At 32.6% G+C, this 17,570-nt stretch carries 18 protein-coding genes; 8 read left to right on the top strand and 10 right to left on the bottom strand.

Annotated features, from left to right (window positions below):
- Positions 1-57 precede the first annotated feature (57 nt).
- From QZZ53_RS13295 to QZZ53_RS13275, 5 genes are all read right to left on the bottom strand, one after another.
- Entirely contained in the window at positions 58-1,380 is a 1,323-nt protein-coding gene (locus QZZ53_RS13295; RefSeq protein ID WP_296385491.1) for a DUF5723 family protein, read from the bottom strand.
- 78 nt (positions 1,381-1,458) lie between these two features.
- Positions 1,459-2,079, bottom strand: coding sequence for a response regulator transcription factor (locus QZZ53_RS13290; protein WP_296385488.1), 621 nt, complete (start codon positions 2,077-2,079; stop codon positions 1,459-1,461).
- Positions 2,076-3,935 (bottom strand): sensor histidine kinase, encoded by a 1,860-nt coding sequence (locus QZZ53_RS13285; RefSeq protein ID WP_296385487.1) that lies wholly within the window; start codon positions 3,933-3,935, stop codon positions 2,076-2,078. The genes QZZ53_RS13290 and QZZ53_RS13285 overlap by 4 nt, the downstream gene beginning before the upstream one ends.
- 15 nt (positions 3,936-3,950) lie before the next feature.
- Positions 3,951-4,643, bottom strand: a complete 693-nt coding sequence (locus tag QZZ53_RS13280; protein WP_296385484.1) for a hypothetical protein — start codon at positions 4,641-4,643, stop codon at positions 3,951-3,953.
- A gap of 142 nt (positions 4,644-4,785) precedes the next feature.
- Positions 4,786-4,971, bottom strand: coding sequence for a hypothetical protein (locus tag QZZ53_RS13275; protein ID WP_296385482.1), 186 nt, complete (start codon positions 4,969-4,971; stop codon positions 4,786-4,788).
- Positions 4,972-5,025: 54 nt separating this feature from the next.
- Between QZZ53_RS13275 and QZZ53_RS13270 the strand changes: the two genes are divergently transcribed.
- Positions 5,026-5,412 (top strand): nucleoside triphosphate pyrophosphohydrolase family protein, encoded by a 387-nt coding sequence (locus tag QZZ53_RS13270; protein WP_296385480.1) that lies wholly within the window; start codon positions 5,026-5,028, stop codon positions 5,410-5,412.
- Between the two features lie 51 nt (positions 5,413-5,463).
- Here the strand turns inward: QZZ53_RS13270 and QZZ53_RS13265 are convergent, their stop codons facing one another.
- A complete protein-coding gene (locus QZZ53_RS13265) occupies positions 5,464-6,531 on the bottom strand; it encodes a branched-chain amino acid aminotransferase (protein ID WP_296385478.1) in 1,068 nt (355 codons plus the stop codon).
- 117 nt (positions 6,532-6,648) lie between these two features.
- Between QZZ53_RS13265 and QZZ53_RS13260 the strand changes: the two genes are divergently transcribed.
- From QZZ53_RS13260 to QZZ53_RS13245, 4 genes are all read left to right on the top strand, one after another.
- Positions 6,649-7,152, top strand: a complete 504-nt coding sequence (locus QZZ53_RS13260; protein WP_296385476.1) for a DUF4920 domain-containing protein — start codon at positions 6,649-6,651, stop codon at positions 7,150-7,152.
- Positions 7,130-7,588, top strand: coding sequence for a hypothetical protein (locus tag QZZ53_RS13255; RefSeq protein ID WP_296385474.1), 459 nt, complete (start codon positions 7,130-7,132; stop codon positions 7,586-7,588). The genes QZZ53_RS13260 and QZZ53_RS13255 overlap by 23 nt, the downstream gene beginning before the upstream one ends.
- Before the next feature lie 3 nt (positions 7,589-7,591).
- Positions 7,592-8,302, top strand: coding sequence for a tRNA (5-methylaminomethyl-2-thiouridine)(34)-methyltransferase MnmD (mnmD, locus tag QZZ53_RS13250; RefSeq protein WP_296385472.1), 711 nt, complete (start codon positions 7,592-7,594; stop codon positions 8,300-8,302).
- 235 nt (positions 8,303-8,537) lie between these two features.
- Positions 8,538-9,443 (top strand): TIGR01777 family oxidoreductase, encoded by a 906-nt coding sequence (locus tag QZZ53_RS13245; RefSeq protein WP_296385470.1) that lies wholly within the window; start codon positions 8,538-8,540, stop codon positions 9,441-9,443.
- A 76-nt stretch (positions 9,444-9,519) separates the two neighbouring features.
- Here QZZ53_RS13245 and QZZ53_RS13240 read toward each other — a convergent pair whose 3' ends face one another.
- From QZZ53_RS13240 to QZZ53_RS13230, 3 genes are all read right to left on the bottom strand, one after another.
- Entirely contained in the window at positions 9,520-10,335 is an 816-nt protein-coding gene (locus QZZ53_RS13240) for a hypothetical protein (protein WP_296385468.1), read from the bottom strand.
- Between the two features lie 365 nt (positions 10,336-10,700).
- A complete protein-coding gene (locus QZZ53_RS13235; protein WP_296385466.1) occupies positions 10,701-10,922 on the bottom strand; it encodes a hypothetical protein in 222 nt (73 codons plus the stop codon).
- Positions 10,923-10,954: 32 nt separating this feature from the next.
- Positions 10,955-11,635 carry a hypothetical protein gene (locus QZZ53_RS13230; protein WP_296385464.1) on the bottom strand — a complete coding sequence of 227 codons (681 nt, stop codon included), beginning with the start codon at positions 11,633-11,635 and terminating at the stop codon, positions 10,955-10,957.
- A gap of 368 nt (positions 11,636-12,003) precedes the next feature.
- On the opposite strand from QZZ53_RS13230, the gene QZZ53_RS13225 reads away from it, so the two are divergent.
- From QZZ53_RS13225 to QZZ53_RS13215, 3 genes are read left to right on the top strand one after another with little or no spacing between them, the layout of a single operon-like run.
- Positions 12,004-15,444: a zinc ribbon domain-containing protein gene (locus QZZ53_RS13225; RefSeq protein WP_296385462.1), complete on the top strand. Its 3,441-nt coding sequence runs from the start codon at positions 12,004-12,006 to the stop codon at positions 15,442-15,444.
- A gap of 42 nt (positions 15,445-15,486) precedes the next feature.
- A complete protein-coding gene (locus QZZ53_RS13220; RefSeq protein ID WP_296385460.1) occupies positions 15,487-16,035 on the top strand; it encodes a zinc ribbon domain-containing protein in 549 nt (182 codons plus the stop codon).
- 10 nt (positions 16,036-16,045) lie between these two features.
- Entirely contained in the window at positions 16,046-16,942 is an 897-nt protein-coding gene (locus QZZ53_RS13215) for a zinc ribbon domain-containing protein (protein WP_296385458.1), read from the top strand.
- A 136-nt stretch (positions 16,943-17,078) separates the two neighbouring features.
- Here QZZ53_RS13215 and QZZ53_RS13210 read toward each other — a convergent pair.
- On the bottom strand, positions 17,079-17,570 hold a 492-nt coding region (locus QZZ53_RS13210), incomplete at its 5' end, for a hypothetical protein (RefSeq protein ID WP_296385453.1).

The following is a 17,570-nucleotide window of genomic DNA, read 5'->3' as shown; positions in this document are numbered from 1 at the left end:
GTATTACATAAAAAAATCCCCAATAAAGGGGATTTTAAACTCACATTTTATTAAAAATCACTTTCTATAAATAGGGATTTTAAGACCTACATAAACATCCGTTGTTTTGGAACTGTCTGATAATAGATTTGTAAAAACTGAACCTGAACCAACAGTCAAAGGACCAAAGCGAAAACCACCACCAAATGACACATCTCTATATTGTCTAAAACTAAGAGGCGCATAAAAACTAAACCATTTAGTTTCTAATCGAGGTGCTAAAGTCACTGTGTTAATTACAGAATTACTGAGTTCTGTGCCATCTTTTACCATAGACAAATCTGCCTGAGCACTCACAAACCATTTTTTGGCTAACCTATAATCAACTAGTAAATGTAATGCAGTAGGTAATTTTATTTTTGCAGCTTTTTTAGTTTCTACACCTGCATAGTTATCATCTAAAAAATCTTCAGTATCCTCATCAAAAGTAGAAGCATCCACTGTTGCATTTAAATTATAAGCAGTAATTGTTGCATCATCATAATTTATAGAACCTATGTCAGTAACCGATACACCTATTTTTAATTTATAAGGGTCTTTGTAACTAGGTACTGAATCTTTTTCTCTATTTGGATGCCATTGGTAGGTAAAACCAATATCTAATCCAAAACCAGCAGTAAGATCACTAAAGTCAATGTCACCATCTTCAAAATCTCGACTAGTACCATAGTTCAACTCACCTTGTGTAGTTAATGTTTCTGTAGCTGCCATATATTGCCCTTGCATTCCTGGACTATCCATAAAAACACTGCCACCACCTTGAAGGTATTTTATGGTTGCTCCTCCTTTTAATAGATGATTGGGTTTATCTACTAGTATTCTACCATAAGCCAATCCTATTTCTGCCCAAGCATGAATAGTTCCATTTAAGTTTCGAGAATCAAAATCAAAATCATCGTCTGTATCAAAATCGTCTGCAACAGATTCATAAAGCTCTCCATTTATATTATTAATATTAAAGCTTGCTCTTACTCTACTGATTAATCCGATACTACTTTTTTTATTGAGGTTAAACATAAAAGAAGGTCCAAGAACATCTGCATTTAAGAAAAAATTATTCTCATCACTCGGAAATTTTTCAGTGTCCTCATCAAAATCAAATCCACCATCAGAACTTATAATATCACTCACATTAATACCAAAGTAATCACTGCCTCCAAAGAAGCTAGCAGAGAATAGATTAATATCAGTTTTTAAGTTTGAACCTACGATACTAGATGGATTATAAGCTACTCCTTGGACACCAGAGTAATTATCAATAGCATGACCGACATAACTCTGACCATAAGTAAACGTAGCGATAAGACATAAGACACTACTTAATAAAATTTGTTTTTTCATTGTTGGTTGATTTAGTTAATAGTTATACTAAAGTATTAACCTCATATTAAAAGGAAATACTTAGTGCTGAGTAATTTATTAAAATCTATATTTCTTTTCTAAAGCATATCGCATCAATTCGCCCTTGCCTTGAAGTCCTAGAATTCTAATCATATTTTTACGATGCGTATCAACAGTATGTAAACCTATAAAAAGTTCATCCGCAATTTCGCGAGAGGTTTTCCCTTGTGCTATTAAACCTAAGATTTCTACCTGTCGTTTAGTTAAAATACCCTTAGCTTTTTTATTAGTATCATTCTCTGCATTAGCTTCTATATTGGCATCAAAATAGGTGTTACCACTATAAACAGATCGAACCGCTTTTAACACTTCTTCTAATGGTGAATTTTTAAGTAAATAACCTGAAGCACCAGCATCTAACATTTGGTGTATTGCTTCTTTTTGATCGAACATAGTAAAGCCAAGAACTTTTGTATACGGTAATTCTTTTTTTATCAATTTCGTTGCAGCTATACCATCCATTTTAGGCATTCTTATATCTGTAATGACTACATTTGGCTGTTTTAAACGCACCAAATCCAAAAGCGCTTCTCCATCGTTTGCTGTACCAACGATTTCAATATCTTCTTCATATTCTAATAATAATTTTATACCATCAATTAGAGATTGATGATCTTCTGCTATGGCTAATCGTATCATAATGGTATATCAATTATTACTGTTGTTCCTTTATTTTTTTTTGATTCTATAGTTAGTTTTCCATCTAAATGCTCAACACGTTTATCAATACTACTAATTCCCATGCCAGCATTTGTTTTAGTTATTTGGCTAGGGTTAAAGCCTTTGCCATTATCTTCTACCATAATATTTATACTGTCCTCATGGTTAGTTAAATGAATAGTCACTTCTGAAGCTTCAGCATGTTTTATAACATTGGTAACAAGCTCTTGGATGACTCTAAACAAGGTCAGTTCTAAACTATTTTCCAAACGATTATCTAATCCGTAATCTAAAACCTCTATTTTTATCTTATTTGAAACCGAAATTTTATCTGCCATATTTCGTACAGATTTGAGTAAGCCTTGTTTAGCGATAACACCAGAATTTTTGGCATGTGCAACAGAACGCACCTTTTGATAAGCTTCTTCAATTAAGCTATTAGTTTTATCAAAAAGCTCTGGTGAGTCTTTATCTTTTAGAGCATTAAAATGAAGCTTAACCGTTGCCATTAGTCCACCTAAATCATCATGCAAGTCATTAGCAATACGTTGCCTTTCTTTTTCCTGACCTTCTATCATAGCATCAATAGCAGTAAGTTCTTGGTCCTTTAAAACGGTTGCTAATTTTTGAGATTCTAGTGCTTTTTCTTGTTCTGCTAATCTTTGTTTTCTTTTGGTGTTTTTGAATATTAGAAAGGCTATTATACTTCCTAAGGCTAAGCTTCCAGCAAGTCCAAATGCTATATCTCTATTTTGCTCAGATTCTTTTTCACTTTGCAATCGTTTTGTTTCAATTTCTAGATTATCTGCTCTTAATTTTTCGTTTTGATACTTTTCTTCAGTCTCATTTAATGCAATAGCCTTTTTATATTCATTTAAATCCTTTAATTGAACCTTTTCTAAATCCGCATAAAATAATGCACTATCATATACTTTCAGCCCTTTATATGTATTTGATATAGACCTGTATAGCTTTGCTTTTTTTATATAACTGTTAGATGGTAAAGTCTTTCTTTCAATTGTTTTAAAAAGCTGTAAAGCTTTTTTATTGTTTCCTTCCTCAAGATAATCTTGAGCCAAATTACCTACTAATCCAAAAATTTCTTTATCAATATAGGACCCTTTGAATTTTTCTAAAAGTTTTATTGCTCTATTCGTATAGACTTTAGAACTGTCATTCTGTTTTAAAAAATAGCCAAAGTGTATACCTATATATTGATTTAATTTAGCTTGTATATAAATGTTAGAGCTATTCTGAGCAATTTTCAAGGCATCTTTAAACTCTTCTATCCTTGGAGTTTTATGTTTTACAGCATATAAATTGATTTCATAAAACAATACTGTCGCTTTGTCACTTTTGGTATTAGCATATTGTTTGTAGTTTTTAACGTAATCATTTATTAATTGACGTTGCTGTCTATTACTAAAATAAAGGTATTCAATAATTTTTTTTGATGAAAAGTTAATTAAAAGAGTATCATTAATTGATTTTGTATATAATAGATTGTTTCTTAATATTATATATGCTAAAGAATCTTGCGGAATATCTTTGCTTAATAAAATTTGTGCTTCTTTAAAATTTCCTAAGACTCTAGCAAAATTAGATTCATAATTAACTTTTGAAATCTCTTTACCACTAAAACCATTTTTTAATACATTAATATTCCAAAGAATTAATTCCTTTTCTTGTGAAGCCTTTAATTCTTTCAAAACTTGCTCTGAAGCCTCAATATTATAATCGTTTAGATGTGCTAAAGCTACTCTCAAAATTGTATTATCTTGAGAATAGCCTATGGACACATAAAATAATAATCCTAAGATTATGATTTTTTTCAAAATGTAATATTTCTTTTAACCTTCAATAGTTATTAAACTTCTACAAAAACGTTCACCATAATCAACTTTATTTTCATCGTTTTTTATAGCGTTCGCCCTCAAATCATAGCTAGTACGCAATGTACTTCCATATTCAGTTTTAATGATATAACCTTCTTCATCTTTATCAACTGTAGTTTTTGAAATGTCGGGATTTGAAGAAGTAATATGTATATCTATATACTCACCAGGTTTTATATTAAATCTATCAACTAAATCAACTGACACCAAATCTCTACTAACATCATCGCTTGAGTCATTACCAATATCTACCTGAAAATGATGAAAAATCACATCAGAACCTTTAAATTTTGACTTACCTAAATATTTGGCATTTCTAAGATTAAACCTAGTGCATGTTTTATATTCCTTAAGTTTTATATTCATTGCATCCACTTTAGTCACATCTATAGCATTTATAGAACTAGTAACAACTACTTCTCCAAATAATCCAAAACCATGTTTCAAATCAATATGAATGTTTCTATACATTGCTTCAGTAGAACACGTATACACCAAATCACTACTTATATTATCATCTGTATTATTGGGTTCTTCAGTTATGTATCTACAGTCGGCACAAGAATTATCCGGTTTGTAGAGGTAAATGAACAAAAGCAAAACAGCTAGCAAAAGCAAAGACATAGTTTTAAAAAAGGAATTCTTCATAAGGGTTAGTATTTAATTAATAGCTCAAAGATGCGAAGTAGGAATACATCAAAACATACCCAATACTAGGTATATTACGTCATTAAGTTATAAAATAAATGGGAATTAATAAGAAAAATAGGGCAAAAGTCCTAAAAACAGGTTACATAAAAATAAACTTAACCGCAGCAATCATAGCTATAAAGCCAATAAAAGCAATGAGTACCCAAACGGTTCCTTTGTAGTAACGTTTATGAAGTTTAAGGTCTTTGCGATATTGATAGGCAATAACAATAGCAAAGGCTATAAAAAATAATAATCCAAAAATCAATTGACCAGTACTGAACATCTTCTTATTTTTATGCGAAAATAAGAATTAAGCTACTAATAAACTAACACTATTATGCAAGACAAAATTAATGCTGTAAAAGCATTTCATACCGCCTTTAAAATTGGTCACAGAGAAACACTAAAAGCGGACTTAGGATTAGAAAAAAATATGCTGCGCTACAAACTAATGCGCGAAGAGAATGAAGAGTACTTAGAAGCTGCTAATGATAATGATTTAGTTGAAGTTGCGGATGCCTTAGGCGATATGCTATATATCTTATGTGGTACTATTATTGAACATGGTATGCAGCATAAAATCGAAGAAGTCTTTGAAGAAATACAACGTAGTAATATGAGTAAACTAGGAGAAGATGGTGAACCTATTTACAGAGAGGATGGTAAAGTATTAAAAGGACCTAATTACTTTAAACCACATATAAAAGAAATTTTAGAATCATAAAAAAAGCAGCCAATTGGCTGCTTTTTTTTATTACATCACAATCAATAGTGATTATTTTACTTCGTGTCTCCAACCATGAACATCTTCAGTCACGTTATGTTGTATGTTTAATAAGGTTTGCTTAAATAACTTTCCATAAGAATCTTCGACATCTTTAATTTCGAAAAGTTCATCTTGATGCTGAAACGCAGAAACCGGACTAATTACAGCCGCAGTACCTACACCAAACACTTCTTTTAGACTACCTTCTCTTGCAGCCGTTTTAATTTCTTCAACAGTGATTTGCCTTACTTCACAATCTATACCCAAATCACTAGCCAACTGAATGACGCTTTTACGTGTTACACCATCTAAAATTCTATCGTTATTTGGTGCTGTGATTAATTTGTCATTAATTCTAAAAAACACATTCATTGTACCTGCTTCTTCCAAGTACTTATGCGTATTAGCATCTGTCCATATAATTTGCTGAAACCCTTGTGCTTGTGCTAAACTTGTTGGGTAAAATTGTGCCGCATAATTACCTGCCGCTTTTGCATAACCAACACCACCATCAGCAGAACGACTAAATTGTTCTGCAATTAATACACGTACTGCAGAATTATAATACGACTTTGCTGGTGAGCAAATAATTATAAATTTATAAGAATTAGCAGGAGATGCAGATATTGCAGGTTCGGTTGCTATAACAAATGGTCGCAAATAAAGCGAATTACCAACACCAGATTTTATCCATTCATTATCTAATTTTAAAAGTGTTTCTAATCCATTAAAGAAATAATCTTCAGGAAATTCTGGCATTGCCAAACGTGCTGCAGACTTATTAATTCTATCAAAGTTTTGTTTAGGTCTAAATAAAAAGATCTTTCCATCATCATCTTTATAGGCTTTCATACCTTCAAAAACAGCCTGACCATAATGAAATACACGTGCCGAAGGCTCAAAAGTTAAGGATTGGTATGGCATAATTTTAGGCGTTTGCCATGCACCATTTTCATAATCACACACAAACATGTGATCTGTAAATACACGACCAAAGTCTAAATTGCTAAAATCAACATTGTTAATTTTAGAAGTCTCAGATGTTTCAACTACGATATTGTCTGCATGTATAGCCATAATTACCACTAATTTAATGCCAAAAATACATAATCGTTAGCGTTAAAAAAAGGTAATATTCCCTTAAATTGTGTAAATTTGTAATTCGATAATTTATCAATCTAAAACTTAATAATAATGAAAAAAATAGTCTTATTTCTAGCAATTAGTTTAGCTATGGTTTCTTGTAAAAACGAAACAAAAACCACTGAGAACAAACTAGAAGAAATAAAAGAAGAAATTGCTTATGCTTCTTTCGGAATGGAAATTAACGACGCAGATGCTTTAACGTCTGATCGTATGATGGAACATTACAAAACTATGAAAGAAGGCGATACTATTAATTCTAAAATGAGTGCTAAAATTAACGAGGTTTGTTCTGCAAAAGGTTGTTGGATGACTTTAGATATGGATGGCGAAAATGAAGTGATGGTAAAATTTAAAGACTATGGTTTCTTTATGCCTCTAAATGCGGAAGGTGAAGTTGTTGTTAACGGAAAAGCTTATGTTTCAGAAACATCTGTTGAAGAGTTAAGACACTACGCAGAAGATGCAGGTAAATCTAAAGAAGAAATCGAAGCGATTACAGAACCAAAACGTACTTATTCATTTGAAGCTGATGGAGTCTTACTTAAACAATAGAGTTCTAATTGTCTTTTTTTGTTCATTTTTTGTGCTATTTAGTTGCAAAAATGAACAAAAAATAGCTGAAGAACCAACTAAAAAGAATGTTGAATACGACATGTATCAACCTTCTGAAATGGCAGGTTTTATGAATGCTATGTATGCTTATAATGTGCAATTAAAGCAACAGATTATTGCAGGCGAAACATCAGTAAATATGCCTTTGGATTTAATGAAATTACATTCGGCAGAAATGTCTAATGGAAAAGGAAGAACTGCAGTTTGGAATAGCTTTGTAAATGTATTTATTGAGTCACAACAATCTGTTGCTGATACAATTTCTAATGTGGAATTAAAAGATCGCTTCAATGCTGCAATTAATAATTGTTTAGCATGTCATAAAACAGAATGCGTTGGACCAATACCTAAGATTAAAAAATTACTGATTCAATAGTATTTGCAACGAAAAATAATCACCACAGCAGATGGTTCTAAAACCATACAAATAGAAGATTGGGATGAACAATACCATTCCATTCATGGTGCAATACAAGAAGCAAACCATGTATTTTTAAAACATGGTTTGCTTTTTTATTATCATAATTATTGTCATTCTGAACTTGTTTCAGAATCTATGCAACTATCAGTTCTAGAAATAGGTTTAGGAACTGGACTCAATGCCTTCCTCACCTTAATTGAAGCAGAAAAGCTAAATCAAAGCATCAATTATGTTGGTGTTGAAGCTTATCCTGTTTCTTCTGACGAAATAGAGCAACTGAATTATGTTGAGTTGACTTCAAAAAATCATACAGATATATTCAAAAAAATGCACAATGTTCCTTGGGAAACACAGCATCAAATTACTTCGGGTTTTCAATTAGAAAAGCAACAAAAATTCTTTAAAGATATTGATGCAGAAGCTGCTTTTGATATCATCTATTTTGATGCTTTTGGAGCGCGTGTTCAACCAGATTTATGGACAGAAGCTATTTTTGAAATCATGTTTAAAGCCATAAAAGAGAATGGTGTATTAGTTACCTACTCTGCCAAAGGAAGTGTAAGGCGTGCTATGCAAGCCGTTGGTTTTACCGTAGAGCGACTTCCTGGCCCTCCTGGCAAGAGAGAAATGTTGAGAGCAACGAAACATTCAACGAGTGTAACAAGTTAAATATTGAGAGCTAGAAAAAGGCTCAAAACTAATATTTTGTCACTTCGAGTGAAATTCCATTTTTCAGGAATTTTGTATCGAGAAGCTTTCATAGTACACAAGGTTCTCGACACGTTTCTCGCATACTCAAAACACTCGAACTGACAACATAGTTAACAATACAAAAACGTTAAATCCAAACTAAAGTCAGTCTTTTGGATTTTAACCTTTCGTACCTTTACACAAAGGAGGGCAAATGATTGTTTTAATTGCAGGAGCGACAGGATTAATAGGACAAGAGATTGTAAAACAATGTCATGCAGAAGGAATTAACGTTCATTATTTAACCACTTCAAAATCTAAGTTAAGCACAACTTCTAACTACAAAGGCTTTTACTGGAATCCCAAAACTAACAACATCGACCACAATTGTTTTGAAAATGTCACTGCGATTATAAATATGGTTGGCGCTTCTATTTCTAAACGATGGTCAAACTACTACAAAAAAGAAATCCTCGAAAGCCGAACCAAAACTGCTCAGCTTTTACAAGACACTATTAAAGCGCATAATTACTCTATAGACCACGTCATTTCAGCAAGCGCTATTGGTATTTATCCATCAAGTCGCACCAATTACTATGAGGAAACTTATACTGAGGTTTCTGATACTTTTTTAGGAGAAGTAGTTCAGCAATGGGAAACTGCAATCGATGGTTTTAAAACCTTAGGCTGTAAGGTTGCAAAAATTAGAATTGGATTAGTTTTAGCAAAAGAAGCTGGTGCTTTACCAAAACTCACAAAACCAATGAAGTTTGGTGTTGGAGCAGCTTTTGGTAATGGCAAACAATGGCAAAGTTGGATTCACGTTAAAGATTTAGCTGGCATCTTTGTTTATACATTACAAAATAAATTAGAAGGCATTTATAATGGAGTCGCACCAAATGCAGTAAGTAACCGAGAGTTGACTAGATTAGTTGCAAAAGTCTTAAAACGGCCTTTAATTTTACCAAACATCCCAAAGGCAGTGATAAAATTAATCTTGGGAGAAATGCACATCTTAATCTTTCAAAGTCAACGTGTCAGTTCACAGAAAATAGAAACCAATGGTTATCATTTTATGTACGCAAATTTAAGACCAGCTTTAGAAGATTTATTAAAGTAGCTTTTCTATATATAAGTCAAAAAAGGGTTTCTTTACAAATGTAAAGAAACCCTTTTATCTATTTGTGATTTTGTTTTTAACAACCCAATATTCCGAAAGAAATTGTGAGGGCTTGATCTACTTTTTCACCTTTAATATTTTCTGCTGGTTCCCATGTTCCTGGTGTATTGTTAATGAGCTCTATCATCATTTTATCTACTGATGGATAACCAGATGCTCTATCGAGTTTTGCGTTTTCAATAGTTCCATTTTTAGTTACTGTAAAAATTATTTTAGCTGGTTTTAGTTTATCTGATTCAACATTAGCTCTTGCAGCTTCACTGCTTTTATCGAGATATGCTATTAGTGACTCTTTACCATCTATATATTTAGCTTGCTTCTCTGGCACTACAGAAAGATATGGTGTCCACGTGCTATTTTGCAATTGACCATCCTCAAAACTCTTCTCTCTATAATCAGCCCAAATCAATAAATTGGTTGAATAATCAGCTGATTGTAAGAGTTTAATTTGTGCTGGTGTTAGATTTCCAGAATTGCCCGTATTGGCAGTTTCTCTGACATCAGTTTTATTCTCTCCATCAAGGACAATTACACTCAGTTTTTTATAAAGCACAATGCGTCCAGCATGCTCATCGGCAATAAAATCACTAAATGATTTTGCTTTATCTAAGTCTGTCTTTTTAATAACATTAAACCTTGGACCTACATCAAAAATAAAATCAGAATTGATTCTTTCTGTAATTATTACTGGTCCTTCAATATTACTTGCTAAATCTTGGTTTTCTAAAACTTCTAACTGATCTGCTTCTTTCTCTTTCTCGTTACTAAAATCACAAGCCGTTAAACTCAATGCTGTAAGTACTGTACAAAAAATTATAATATTCTTTTTCATATCTACTAATTTAAAGATTGTTTTCAATCAAATGTAAGGCAGAGAGACCATCTAATGTCTACATCAAATGTGAAAAAATTGTAAATTCTTTGTGAAATGAGTTGAAAACACATTCAAATACAACTCAAGCTTCATTCTTTTGCAAGGCTGCTAATCTTTACGCGATTGATGGATTTTCCTTCCCTATTTAACTATGACACCTATACATTATTCGATATCTTTTTAGTGGTTCTAAAGTTTACAATACACGTTCTCAAGCAATATTTCTCTTCAACTATTGCATTAGACAAAAAGAGTTCTCCACCTGCTTGTAGTGTATTCACTAATTCTTCATTCAATGTATTTAAGTATGCTCCTTTTACTCATCATTCTATAATTTCGTAGTCAATACTTAGTTTTCTTAACGCTCTTAAAGCAGAACCCGAGTTTTTATCATCAACCTCAATATCTACAGCATCTCCTTCTAAGAGTATATCTGTAAGCTCATTAGACAAGGATGCATTGATAGATGAAATCTCTACAATACATTTGGCTATCGCTCTTCTATCTGGTCTTTGAGCATCACAAAACAATAAGTTTAATTTCATGTGTTTTTATTTATTTTAGTTTCTCATTAGGACTACTCTTTACTTTCTGGTAAAGGTGAGATCATAATGTGTGCTCTATGTGTTCCTGGATTCATAATCCAAGGATGATTTTTAGCCATTGGAGCATTTGGCAAACCAGTAGATTCTGATGTGGACCAAGGCATATATACAACATATCGGAGTTGTGCTCCTTCAACTTTTGAAGTTTTAGAGTCATACTCTGTTTTGGCTCCGAAGTAAATGTGTAAAGTCGATCCAGGTGTTATTTTAAGTTGCCCAGATTTCATTTCTGCTTCACGAATAGCAAAGATTTCTTGCCCTGTTTTTTCTTCTGCTCTTAAAGCTCTTCCTCTTGCCATAAAAGGTTCAAGGCTTTTGTGATAACATGCGGCATTAAATCCATCTTGTTTAGGATTATCTGCAAGAACAATAAATTCATTATCCCCTTCTCTTAGTGTTACAAATTCACCTGCCATATTATATCCAATAACTTTGCATTTAGATCTACTTGCTTCTGGAGCTGCCATTAAGGCGGTTGCAATTAGAGCTTCATCTGTATCTATAGCCTTTAATTGTTTATTGCTATCATTTGATGCAGACTCTGCTACAGTTTCCGTTGTAGAAGATTCCTCTGTTGCTGTTTTTGTTTTGTCTGATGAATTACAAGACATCAAAATTCCTATAAAAATAAATGTTGTAATAATACGTATCATGTTTTACTAGTTTTTTATTTAAATGTTGGTCAGCTCTAAATTAAGAAAAATTTACTACAAGTAATTTAGCTCAATCCATAATATCAAAATCAATACTAAGTTTTCGCATCGCTCTTAAAGCAGAACTAGAGTTTTTATCTTCCAACTCTTTTTTTACTATGCCATAGTAAACGCAATCAATAGACTACCTAGATAAAACAAATTTATGCAGACGAGCTTTCATGTTCCTGTGTAATATGACCAAGGTCATTGTAATATTATTAAGGCTCCTTTAATTTCATTCATAATTGAAATCAAATGATACAGGCATTTGGTTTTGCAGATTACACGTTGGTTTTTAACGGAAATATAACTTTATGTGAAATAGGATGAAAAAAATACATTGTTCAAATTGTGGTTCCGAAATTTCTAAAGACACTAAATTCTGTGGGAATTGTGGAGGAGAAATAAATCTAATAGAAATTAAAACTAATATCTGCCCAAGATGTGATTATGTTGGAGCTACAGATGAAAATTATTGTCCAGAGTGTGGAATCGCTCTAACCTTAAGTGATAATGAAAAGAAAACACCTAATTCACAATTTAAGGTAGCAGAGATTAAAAAGCCTCGACCAGTAGCTAAAACAACTACTACCCTTCCTATTAAAAAGAAAAAAGAGGGCTTCTTCCGAACTCTCGGAAAGGTGACCTTATGGATTTTTGGAATTGGAGTATTGGGAGTAGTCGCTTTATATTTTATTGGAGACAATATTGACTCATCAAACACACTTGAATCCGCTCCTTCAACATTAACTGACATCACCTTTAATCCTGAACCAGTTATAGGTTCAGGCACAAAAGTTTTTGAAATAGAACCTATAACCGGAGTTATTCTTAAAGCCAAACAAGGAGTTCTTGATAAAAATAGAGATTTCAAAGTTGAAAAATTATCAGACGATCAGGTTAAGGAAATAGCTGAAAATTTAACGAATATTAATGCAGTTCCTTTAAAAGGAATTTATATTGATTCAGGTATGGAAGATGATGAGATTTTTTCTGGCACACTAGATGTTGAGTTAAGCTTATCTGAATTCAAAATTCCTGCTTCCATGGCTGATTATTTGTGTATTATTCGTACCGAATCAGACGGAACCTCTGCTATAATACCATCTCATGTAGAAAATGATCAAATAAGTTTTGAAACTGAACGAAACTCAGTATTTCTAATGGGCTTATTAGTAGCAGTTGGCACTTCTAGTGTTACTTTCATTGCTCATACTCTCCAAAAAGATGGTGTTCTTGATGATGAGTATAAAATTGACGCGAGTGTTTATAAAAAAGGATTTTCTGTAATCAATAATGTTGATGGTTACTCCTTATATTATCCTGCTAGGATGCCTAAAGCTAATCCTACAGAAGTTAATCGGGTTGAGGCAATTCTTGCAGATATATTGAAGAGAAATAAAATTCAAGCATCCGAAACACATGTAAATTTGATTAAGAAATCCCCAGATTTGATGATGAAACTTTGGAATGTTCTTCAGAAAGATCAAGAATTCTTAGAAGTACAAAAACTACTGAACGACGAACAATGGAAACAAGATAACCTTTGGCCACAGGAAGTAACTGAAATTGTAAAAACCCTAAGGTTAGCTGACTCCTATCTTTTCGGAAATATGACGGCTCTAGGAAGAGGTTTTAAGCGCTATGACAATATAGACATAATAGCTCTTGATGAATGGCCTAGCAGTTCTTTAGCTCCAGCAATAAGTAGGAATCCTATATCTAAACAACCATACGTTCTTGTTAATGTTGATCACATATTTAGCACTAAAAGTCCTGAATTTAAAAAATGGAGTGAGCGATTATTACCAACAATGGTGCACGAAATCTTCCATACTTGTCAGGTTAGATATTTAGGCACCTTTGTAGCAGATAGAGATAAATACCTCTGGTTTTGGGAAGCAACTGCAATTACTGTTGAAAAACAGGCAAGAGAGTATTTTGAAAATCAACAAATAATTCCTCACGATAAGATGACAATAAGCTTGGAAAACAGTAATTATTGTCAGAAAGACTTCGCATTTCTTAATGGCTATTCCGAACGTACCGACCTACAAAATCAAGGATACACCTATGCCACATTGATTGAATATATAAGCAATCAGTATGCAGTAAATACAGGAAAACCCAAAGAAAAATATATAAACTATGCTTTAGAAAAATTCGCCGAGTTACGCGATGCTAGAGCAACTCTGATAAAGACCACAACTAACAGTAACCATGGTTTTGAGGAACTCTACAAAAACTACTGCCATGAATCTTTATCTAGTTTTATATTAGGCTATGCCGAAGCCCGAAATGCAAAATTCCCATTTCCAACAACTGTTAACCTAACAAAGGGTTCTCCTGTTACTACAATTGATAACAATTATGAATCCTTAAGCCTTGTTATGCGAAAGTTTAACGTATTAGGAGCTGATATGACAAAAGATAATTCTGTAAAATTAGTTCTTCGCGGAACAGTTGGCAATGTAATGCGTTATTCTGATGGTTTCTCAATCGCCACCACTTCTAATGAAGAAAATGAGAACTATCGCGTATTAAAACAACCGAACAACATGAGCACAGACGAGTTTGATGTTGAGATAGGATTTGGAACGGCTGCCAATAATAACTCCTTCTTTTTACAAGATGTAAACTACGATATGGATAAGAGTGTTCACCGCTCCTATGAGGTTTTTGCAATGTATAAACCGGCTACACCTTCGCTTACTTTTAATCAGGCCACGGAAGAAAGATGGTATCTTACCATACAATATAAAAAATCTAACTTAAAGAAAGAGGACTACGTTGACGAATACAAGATTACTATGCGTTGTCCTAATGGTGATATCTATTCATTTATTACTGAAGAAAACAAATTGGAGTTACCTACTAGTTATGATAGGCAAACCTTATCTAGTAGTATCAACAACATTGATAACATCCACTCTATTGAATTGATAAAGGCAGGCGGCAACAGTACCATAACTGGTAATTTTGATTTGCTTTATAGGGAATTGACTAGCTCTGATGCCAAAGTTATGGGACCTCAGAGTATGGCTGTTAGATTAGCAGTTGATGGCGTAGTTGATTTAACAGCAGATGCCGACGAACTATCAATAGATGAGACTATCTCTTACAAGGTAACTGTCACACCAGACAAAAGCAATTACACTTATTATTGGTATATAGACGGACATGTAGATCAAGAAGGTAGTAGTAGTAGTAGTAGTAGTAGTTTGCAGGTTAACTTTGAAAAAGCTGGCACCTATACAGCTAAAGTAACTGTAAGAGATGAGAATGGAAAGAACATTGGTAGTGATAACTGGACGTGTATAGTAACATCAGAAGAAATCAATAGTATTACACTTGTTGCTTACTATGAACGATTTAACTTTAAAACAGAGGTGATGTACAAAGTTGAGGCTCACGAAATCACTCCTGGTTATGACGTGTTCTATATTGTCAAAGAAGGAGAAAATATGGCGAATAACAAGTATAAATATAAGTGGATTGTGAATGGTGTTAAGGATAATTCTGCAGGAAATTCTTCAAAATGGGGAAACAACTTTGCTTTAAAAGTAGAGCATGAAGCAAGAGACTGGTCAGCGGAGATTAAGGGAGGTGTAATTGGAATAGGATCTACAACAGTTTGTGTAGAAGTATTTGATAAAAATGACCGTTTCATTGGTAAAGACTGTTGGACAGTTAACGTGAAAGAACCTGTGGGTGAATATCTAAACTCTCCTGTAATTCCAGATGGTGATGAGGATGAGAATGAGTAATATGATTTCAAAAGCAAGAAATAATTGGTAAACAAAATAACAATGACACACTGTTCAAATTGTAACGCAATACTAAAAGAAGGTGTAAAATTCTGTACTAATTGCGGAGCTCCCATCAAAAAGGTAGAGCAAACCAAAAAAGTAAATCCTGGTTTAACTGTGTTAGGAGAAAATACACCAAAGTCTCGCTCAAAAGGAACCAAAATATTAGTTGGGTTAATTGCTGTTATTGCCCTGTTTTTTATTGTAAGAGCATTAGTAACCAATATTGATATTTCCAGAAATTCTATGTCTATTTCAAAAGCACTGAATAAGATAGAAGGTGAATGGTATGATCCTACAGGCGAATTGCTAGAAGATACCGAAACAGTAATTACATTTAGAAAACGAGGAGATGTCGTTATAGGAGAAGACAAAAACAAAACACTTTACATTCAGTTACTTGCCATTGGCACTGATGAATATAGTGGTTTAGTGGTATTAAATGGTAATGATGACAATGTTATTGTGCAGTATTATCACGATGATAATCAACTAATTTTTCTTAGCAAAATATCAGAGAACAGTTGGTCTCTTAAAAAAATAAATTAAAATATAAATTATGAGTTTTTGTACAAAATGCGGGCAAAAGTTAATGGTAAAAGCTAAGTTTTGTCCTAGTTGTGGTGAGAAGATTTTAGAGTCTAATTTAGAAAAGAAATCACAAAAATCCTCTGAAAATGAATTGGTTTCCAACCAGATATCAATGTTAGTAACGAGCGATATAAAAAAGATTAATAATAAAATAGAGCTGCAAAATAATCAGAGTGGGATTATCAAAAAAGCCAAGTACGCAGCTGTTTTTTTTGCATTAGTAATAGCAATCGCATTTACTGACTTAGATGTATTGTCTATACATCCAGCAATAGTAATGCTTTCTATTTTCTTATTTATTTCATCATTGGTAATTATCTACATGTTTAGAAGTCGAGAAGAGAAATCGCAATCTTTAATAACTGGCGAAAACCTATTAGCATCTTGGACGTTAAATGACACTCAAAAAACTGCATATGTAGATTATCTTTTTGAACACGAAAAAGGAAAAAATTTACCTATTTTAATTGTCATTTCGATCCTATCAATAATCATATTTGGTGTATTTATATTAGTGATAGACGAAGGGAAGTTCACTATGTTCCTGGTACTAATTGGGTTAATTGCTTTTGTATCGGTTTTTGCTTTCGGAATGCCAAGATATTATAAATATCAAAACTCAAAAAACGATGGAAAAGTTTTAATAGGCGCAAAGTTTGCTTACATCAATGGCTATTTTCACAATTGGGATTTTATGCTTTCAGGCTTGTCCAAGGTAAAAGTGATGAGCACTCCATTTCATGGAATCAACCTCGTTTATTACTATACAGATAGAACTTTAAAACACAGTGAAGAGCTTTTCATTCCAGCAAATGAAAATCAAAATTTGAATGATTTAGTAGCCGAATTAAAGCATGAAAATTGAAAAGGCAACTAATTAGATTTCAATTGAATCTGTAAAAGAATTCAAAATCCCAATAAAAACAAATGCTGTAATAATACATATCATGTTTTACTAGTTTTTTATTTAGGTTTAGAATAGTATGTTGGTTAGCTCTAAATTAAGAAAAGTAATCTACAAATTGTTTTTGAAGTTGAATTATTGGTTGAATAGACCGTGTCCAATCCGTAAATTGTAATGAATACTTTGTGGTAATATTATATTTTCCATTAACATTAGTTCCAATAATTGAAGGCTCAAAAACTGTATCTTTTGAAATTCTACGTAATTCTCTAAATGCAGAGCTTTGCTTAAAAAAAGAATTTATTTGAGCGCTTTGAGTTTTTACTTTTATGCGTTGATTGCTACCTACAAATAGACTTATAAAATGACTTCTCGTAGATATCTCGAAATCTAATTTCTCCATTACTTTAGGAAAATCGCATGTAACAAGACCATAAAATTCAGTACCAGTCTTATTTACAAAATGTATAGTTTTACCTTTATAATCGATATTCATTTTATACACTAAATGAGGACTTCTAGAACCATCTGTATAAGAAATAACCTCATCAATCATCTCAAGATCTGCTCCTTCTTCTTCGGCTATGTC

Source organism: Winogradskyella sp., from assembly GCF_016744625.1.
Taxonomy (GTDB): Bacteria; Bacteroidota; Bacteroidia; order Flavobacteriales; family Flavobacteriaceae; genus Winogradskyella.
This window is presented reverse-complemented; position numbering and strand designations above follow the sequence as displayed.

Bases quoted from the DNA above. Each gene is read 5' to 3' on its own strand.
- QZZ53_RS13295 (WP_296385491.1), bottom strand. From the start codon at position 1,380: ATGAAAAAACAAATTTTATTAAGTAGTGTCTTATGTCTTATCGCTACG.
- QZZ53_RS13290 (WP_296385488.1), bottom strand. From the start codon at position 2,079: ATGATACGATTAGCCATAGCAGAAGATCATCAATCTCTAATTGATGGT.
- QZZ53_RS13280 (WP_296385484.1), bottom strand. From the start codon at position 4,643: ATGAAGAATTCCTTTTTTAAAACTATGTCTTTGCTTTTGCTAGCTGTT.
- QZZ53_RS13275 (WP_296385482.1), bottom strand. From the start codon at position 4,971: ATGTTCAGTACTGGTCAATTGATTTTTGGATTATTATTTTTTATAGCC.
- QZZ53_RS13270 (WP_296385480.1), top strand. From the start codon at position 5,026: ATGCAAGACAAAATTAATGCTGTAAAAGCATTTCATACCGCCTTTAAA.
- QZZ53_RS13265 (WP_296385478.1), bottom strand. From the start codon at position 6,531: ATGGCTATACATGCAGACAATATCGTAGTTGAAACATCTGAGACTTCT.
- QZZ53_RS13260 (WP_296385476.1), top strand. From the start codon at position 6,649: ATGAAAAAAATAGTCTTATTTCTAGCAATTAGTTTAGCTATGGTTTCT.
- QZZ53_RS13255 (WP_296385474.1), top strand. From the start codon at position 7,130: ATGGAGTCTTACTTAAACAATAGAGTTCTAATTGTCTTTTTTTGTTCA.
- QZZ53_RS13245 (WP_296385470.1), top strand. From the start codon at position 8,538: ATGATTGTTTTAATTGCAGGAGCGACAGGATTAATAGGACAAGAGATT.
- QZZ53_RS13240 (WP_296385468.1), bottom strand. From the start codon at position 10,335: ATGAAAAAGAATATTATAATTTTTTGTACAGTACTTACAGCATTGAGT.
- QZZ53_RS13235 (WP_296385466.1), bottom strand. From the start codon at position 10,922: ATGAAATTAAACTTATTGTTTTGTGATGCTCAAAGACCAGATAGAAGA.
- QZZ53_RS13230 (WP_296385464.1), bottom strand. From the start codon at position 11,635: ATGATACGTATTATTACAACATTTATTTTTATAGGAATTTTGATGTCT.
- QZZ53_RS13225 (WP_296385462.1), top strand. From the start codon at position 12,004: ATGAAAAAAATACATTGTTCAAATTGTGGTTCCGAAATTTCTAAAGAC.
- QZZ53_RS13220 (WP_296385460.1), top strand. From the start codon at position 15,487: ATGACACACTGTTCAAATTGTAACGCAATACTAAAAGAAGGTGTAAAA.
- QZZ53_RS13215 (WP_296385458.1), top strand. From the start codon at position 16,046: ATGAGTTTTTGTACAAAATGCGGGCAAAAGTTAATGGTAAAAGCTAAG.